Below are 6,132 nucleotides of genomic sequence, written 5' to 3'. Positions count from 1 at the left end.
GCCTGGCGGTCGAGCTTGCCGTTCGGCGTCAGCGGCAGCGCCGCCAGCCGCACGAATGCCGTTGGCACCATGTAGTCCGGCAGCCGCCCGCTCACATGTGCGCGCAAGGCGCCGGCAAGCGCGCCGCCATCGTCCTGCTCCGCTCCCGCCTCGGGCCCACACACGACATAAGCGACAAGGTGCTTGTCGCCGGCGCGGTCCTGGCGCGCCACCACCACCGCCTCACGCACCCAGGCATGCTCGCAAAGCCGCGCCGCGATCTCGCCCGGCTCGATGCGGAAGCCGCGGNGCGGTCGAGCTTGCCGTTCGGCGTCAGCGGCAGCGCCGCCAGCCGCACGAACGCAGCCGGCACCATGTAGTCGGGCAGCAGGCTAGCCAGATGGGCGCGCAAGGCGCCGGCAAGCGCGCCGCCATCGGCGTCGTCCGATCCGTCCGCCGGCTTCGCCACCAGGTAGGCGACGAGCCGCTGGTCGCCGGTCCGATCGGCGCGCGCCACCACCACCGCCTCGCCGACAAGCTCGTGCTCGCAAAGCCGCGCCGCGATCTCGCCCGGCTCGATGCGGAAGCCGCGGATCTTCACCTGCTCGTCGTTGCGGCCCAAAAACTCCAGATTGCCGTCCGGCAGATAACGCGCCAGGTCGCCGCTCCGGTACAGCCGGTCGCCCTCCACAAACGGGCTGGCGATGAACCGCTCGGCCGTCAGCTCCGGCCGGTTCAGGTAGCCACGCGCAACCCCCGCCCCGCCGATATAGAGCTCGCCCACCGCCCCGAACGGCACCGGCGCACCATGAGCGTCCAGCAGGTAGATCCGCGTGTTCGCAATCGGACGGCCGATGGGAATCGAGGCCAGCCCCCCGACAGCGTCTGATATTGCGAATGTGGCACATCCAACCGTCGCTTCTGTCGGACCATAATGATTGATCAGACGCACGTTCGGAAAACGCTCTTGCCAAAACTGCATGTCTCCCGGGATCAAGGCCTCCCCACCGACCATGAGCGCTCTGGTCGGGGCTGGTCCCTTGTCGGCTTCAAGCCGCTTGTTCAGCAGGCTTAAATGCGAAGGCGTCAGCTTGATTAGATCATAGGTCTGACCATCCTCTAAACCAGCAAGCGCATGTATTTGGGCAATGGGGTTGACAAGACGAAGCTTGGCGCCCGCCAACAAAGGCCCGAACAAGGTCGTAACGCCAGCATCAAAGCTGAACGACAGCAGCATGGGCGAACCGTTGCCGGTTTCTTCGTAATGGCTGCGATCCGACCAATGCAAATAGTTGACCAGACTTCCATGCTCGACCATGACGCCCTTTGGGGTTCCGGTTGAGCCAGAGGTGTAGATCACATAGGCGAGATGGCGCGCGGTGAGGCCAAGGGCGCGCGGCTCGGGATCGCAGGCCGGCAGCTCGGCCCAGGTGGGAGTGGCCGTCTCCAGATCGACCACCGTCACATCGACAAGCGCCTCAGGGCCGAGCGCCGCGCGTCCGGCCGCATCGCAAACTAGCAGCCGCGGCGCGGCATCCGCGAGGACCTGCCGCAGCCGCGCGCAGGGATAGGCCGGGTCCAGCGGCAGATAGGCGCCGCCGGCCTTCAGGATCGCCAAGACACCCACCACCATCGCCAGGCTGCGCTCGACGCAGATCGCCACTGGCTGATCCGGCTTCACCCCGAGCGCGATCAGATGATGGGCCAGCCGGTTGGCCCGGGCGTTGAGTTCGCCATAGGAGAGCGCCTCGTCCTCATGGACCACCGCCACCGCCTCCGGCGCCTGGCGCACCTGTTGCTCGAACAGCTCGTGGATGAAAAGATCCGACGGATAGGCCGCCGCCGTCCGGTTCAGATCCTCCAAAAGGTAGGTCCGCTCCTCGGGCGACAGCAGTTCAATCCGGCCGACCGGCAGCCCGGCATCGGCAACCACAGCGCACAACAGATTCTGCAAATGCTGCGTCATGCGGTCGATCTGCTCCGGTGCCAATCGACTTGCATCAAAGTGCCATCGAAAGCTCCCATCCAGAGCGCAAAGCTCGAATGTCAGCAAATCACCGGATAGGGTTGTCTCAGAACTCGCGTTCGAAGCTAGATCGCCAGCGGCAGAACAACTATCTGCTGTAATCGTGATGCCAAGCGGCCAGGGCCGGTGCGACCGTAGCGCCTCCACACCTCGCAATGTCGGGCAGCGCGCGATAAGATCCCGGGCAAAGCTAGCGTGCGCCCTCAGCTGAGCGAATTCGGCCGCCACCGCTTTGCGCATTTCCTCAAAATCATGTGCAAGATCAATGGTAACTTCCATCGGCACGACAGAGGCGATAAGCACCTCCACCGCTTTCAAACCGGCTTGCGATCTATCCGATGCAGGCGTCCATCCCAGTTGAAGCTCTGTTTCTCCCGCGATACGGGCGAGATAGATCAGCCAAGCCGTTACCAGGTATTCCGTGCGATCATGTGGCGCCAGTTTAGCCAAAGCACTTGGAATGAACCACGAGATCGACTGCCATCTGTGCGGCGCTTCAGCCACGGACGCCGATAGAAAAGGAAGCTGCAATATTTTAAACTGCTCAAGCCGCTGTCGCCAAAAATCCTCTGAAGGCGCCAGCTTTTCATGGGCGGCAGTTATGCTCCGCGCCTGATCACCGCTCAAAATTGGAAGGCGATAACCTTCATCCAGATTGAAGTTCCTGGCGAGTGCTCGCGCGTCCAGCAGCTGACCATCGGGGCCGCCAAAGCAAACATCAACATCCTGCGCACCCGTCGCCACCCGCCAGTGGCCGGAGTGGATTTCAAGCAGGGAACCCGCCGGAAGGCCCGAGCGTCGAGGCAACACCTCCAAGCGCCTGACTATGACAACGTCATCACCCACGAAAGCCTTGGGCAGACACAATCGATTGGGATTATACGGCCCAAAGTCTAGTGCACGCGTCATCGCTGACAAATCTCGCGCGGATCGATCCCATCGCAGACAGCCTGCCGCATCTGGGCGTCGACGTCTCGGAAAATAGCTTCTGTCGACTAGCGCCTGCGGACGAGCAGTAAGCTTTCCCTTCGCCAAGCCAGTTAAAAGCTCGCGGAAGCCCTCGACCGCGGCTTCATGACATCTGAGGTTCAAGCTCAACGCCGTGTCGGTGGGCGCAATTAACACTTGGCGCTTAACCACCAGCTCACCCGCATTAACACCATCATCGATACGATGCCACGTGATGGCATACTCGCTCTCCTGGGCCANCCCTCGACCGCGGCTTCATGACATCTGAGGTTCAAGCTCAACGCCGTGTCGGTGGGCGCAATTAACACTTGGCGCCTAACCACCAGCTCACCCGCATTAACACCATCATCGATACGATGCCACGTGATGGCATACTCGCTCTCCTGGGCCAGCAGCGCCCAGGACGTCGCGTGAGTTCCTGCATATCGTGGCAGTGGACCGTCGTGGTAATTGAAAGCACCTTGTCGCGCTCGCCCAAACATGTCCGGTGGCAATATAAGCGGATTGGCAACGGAGAAAATGCAATCCACCGGCTCGGCCTTCAAACGAGAGCAGAGCTCGTCAACACTCGCNATACAGGGGATATTGGCGCGAGCCGCCCACTCTGCGAATATAGCGTCGCCACACAGCGCCGCGCCAATGAGGTGGCCCATCTCCATTGCCAGCTGCGCGCACCTAACTGCGAGCGTACCACGGCCAACAAACACGCTAGAGGAGATTGATTGGGCTGCAGGGCCTTGCCCAGTCCAATCGCCTGTTTCGTAAGCGCTTGCGCGCTTCGGTGAAGACTGACGTGCCATCTTCACCCCTCGGCCAGTCCATCCACTAAGCTGGGCAGTTCCCGCCCTAACCGCCGCGCCACATAGCGGCCTAAACCTGTCACACTGGTTCGGATTTGCTCGGGAGTAACCGCGCTGAATGCTAATCGAATCCGGCAGTCTTGAGAGTTATCCAATGCAAAGAAGCTCATCGGCATAACAATGACATTGTCACACCTTGCACACTCGTCCACGCTGTCCGCGCCAAACCGGAAAGGAAGGTCAAGAGACAGGAAGAAGCCGCCAGAGGGTCGATTCCATCGAATCTGCTCCGGGAAAGGCGAAAACACACTGTCCAGCTGACGCAACATGACGTCGCGATTTGCACGATACCAATCCAGCGCGGGGCGAATCCAGCCACGCAAGCTTGCTGCCTGCTCGATCAAGAGTCCCGCCACAATCGCTTGGGTAATGTGGCTTGTATTGAGCGAGACGAAACTCTTGCGCTGGACCAGGTTTTCCCAAAGTGCCCGGCAAGCGCGCGCGTCTCCAAATATTGTATCGGGCAGTGTCGCAGCTCCCACGCGGAGAGCTGGGCTCAAGGTCTTGGAGAATGTGGACAGGTAAATAACACTTCCTACCTCATCCAAAGCGGCCATCGGAGGGATCTCATCACCTTCATACCGAAATAGCCGATATGGATTGTCCTCCAGAACGATGATCCGATTTCTTGCGCACACTTGAAGGATATCGCATCGTGAGGCCTTATCGAGGACGCGCCCGGTCGGATTGTCAAAATCGGGAATGAGGTATAGAGCGCGGGCCCTCCGACCACTCTGGCGCAATTGTAGGACGGCGAGTTCGACTGCCTCTGCAACGCAAGGCACTGAGTTGCACAATGCTGTAACGGCGACCCTTGCGGCCTTAGCTGCACCGGTCGCACCAATATACGTGGGATTGCAGACTAGGAGCACATCGGCAGCTTCAGGGCACAGCGCTGGGAGGCAGAGTGCGAGCGCTTCCTGGCATCCTGAGGTGATCAGTATGCGATCCGCCCTCGCGGGAACCCCCTCATCAGACCGGACCTGTTGCGCAACGAGCTCGCCGATAATGCCGGCGGTTCGTCCATACTGCAGCAAGTGCGACAATAATTGCCCGCCCCCGTGACCGCCAGCTGAATAGCGTTCATATACTACTAGTGCATTCAACAGCACCTGGGGGTCGAGCTTGTCGAAGAACCGCTCACTCGGTCTGCCAGACGCCAGCGAGACTGCCGAGGGAAACGTGCTCGAGACTTCGTTCAAAAATTTCATAACTGAACATTGCGATCTGTGATCCAACATCGAACCCTGCGTAGGACTATCGGCGNACTTCGTTCAAAAATTTCATAACTGAACATTGCGATCTGTGATCCAACATCGAACCCTGCGTAGGACTATCGGCGGGCTGAGGACCACACCAGTCTCAGAGCGACGACATCATTGAGGCCCAAGGGCTCACGCATTTTCACGGCTTATTCGCCAGAATGATCAAACTGATCAAAAAGGCACCCATCGTTTGATTGATGAATCCATCCTGCGCGCCTGAGTGCATGTCTTCGAAGCTGAGCCGCCTCTCAAAGCGAGAGGACTCGGATCCTATGAAGTTGGCAAACTGCGTCCACGCACACCTAGAGCTGACCGGATTTTGNTCTCAAAGCGAGAGGACTCGGATCCTATGAAGTTGGCAAACTGCGTCCACGCACACCTAGAGCTGACCGGATTTTTGGTAGTCATGAGACGATTTCTCCTCAACCGCGACCCAGATACACCATGACCGTGCAAGTGCCGTGCCAAAGGAAAATCATGCCAAAACAATTAAGTGGCGCTACTAAGATGACTAGTGTCCGACATTGTCGGACATTGGACGCCAGCATCTGAGGAAGGCTCGAGTTTGTCGCGCGCGTGCGGGTTGTCGGACAGGACGCTGCCAGGTTCAGGCCAGAAGCTCTAAAGGGGTCAGAACAAGATTAGTGCGAAATCGTACGTTTAGCTGAGAAACTCTTCTCCAGATCGGTGCTCGTTCCCAAAATTGCGCTCTAGGTAGCATTTCCTGCCTAANCGTTTAGCTGAGAAACTCTTCTCCAGATCGGTGCTCGTTCCCAAAATTGCGCTCTAGGTAGCATTTCCTGCCTAATATTCGGTACAGGCGGTAAACTACGGAAAACATGCACAATTTCGGTTAGCGTACGATTTCTCACTAATCTTGTTCTGACCCCATAGAGGTGGGAGCATGAGGAACTGTGGGGCAGTCACGTTGCGGCCGATCAAACGGGCACTTTCCGTGGCGCGGTTCCGGCCCGTTCAGAGAGCCTCCGCCACCAACCGCCCCACAGTTCCTCATGCTCTCCGGATCTGGTGG

Annotated in this window: 3 protein-coding genes and 1 pseudogene; all 4 read right to left on the bottom strand. The window is 59.2% G+C overall.

Annotated elements, in window-relative coordinates; all coding sequences use genetic code 11:
• Positions 1-212 (bottom strand): AMP-binding enzyme (locus X738_RS89525; protein ID WP_373420510.1); only part of this gene is annotated, 212 nt, incomplete at its 3' end.
• A 98-nt stretch (positions 213-310) separates the two neighbouring features.
• Positions 311-1,945, bottom strand: a pseudogene (locus X738_RS89880) (non-ribosomal peptide synthetase); the annotation flags it as partial.
• Between the two features lie 1,178 nt (positions 1,946-3,123).
• Complete coding sequence (locus tag X738_RS89520; RefSeq protein ID WP_023804187.1) at positions 3,124-3,627, bottom strand: formyltransferase family protein; 504 nt, start codon at positions 3,625-3,627, stop codon at positions 3,124-3,126.
• A gap of 149 nt (positions 3,628-3,776) precedes the next feature.
• Positions 3,777-5,045, bottom strand: a complete 1,269-nt coding sequence (locus tag X738_RS80070; protein ID WP_023804186.1) for an aminotransferase-like domain-containing protein — start codon at positions 5,043-5,045, stop codon at positions 3,777-3,779.
• Between the last annotated feature and the right edge of the window lie 1,087 nt (positions 5,046-6,132).

The organism is Mesorhizobium sp. L48C026A00, from assembly GCF_000502375.1.
Classification (GTDB): Bacteria; Pseudomonadota; Alphaproteobacteria; order Rhizobiales; family Rhizobiaceae; genus Mesorhizobium; species Mesorhizobium muleiense.
Note: the sequence above shows the minus strand (reverse complement) of the source record. Positions and strands in the feature narration are given on the sequence as shown.

Excerpts from the sequence above, each read along its gene's own strand:
- X738_RS80070 (WP_023804186.1), bottom strand. The coding sequence starts at position 5,045 with ATGAAATTTTTGAACGAAGTCTCGAGCACGTTTCCCTCGGCAGTCTCG.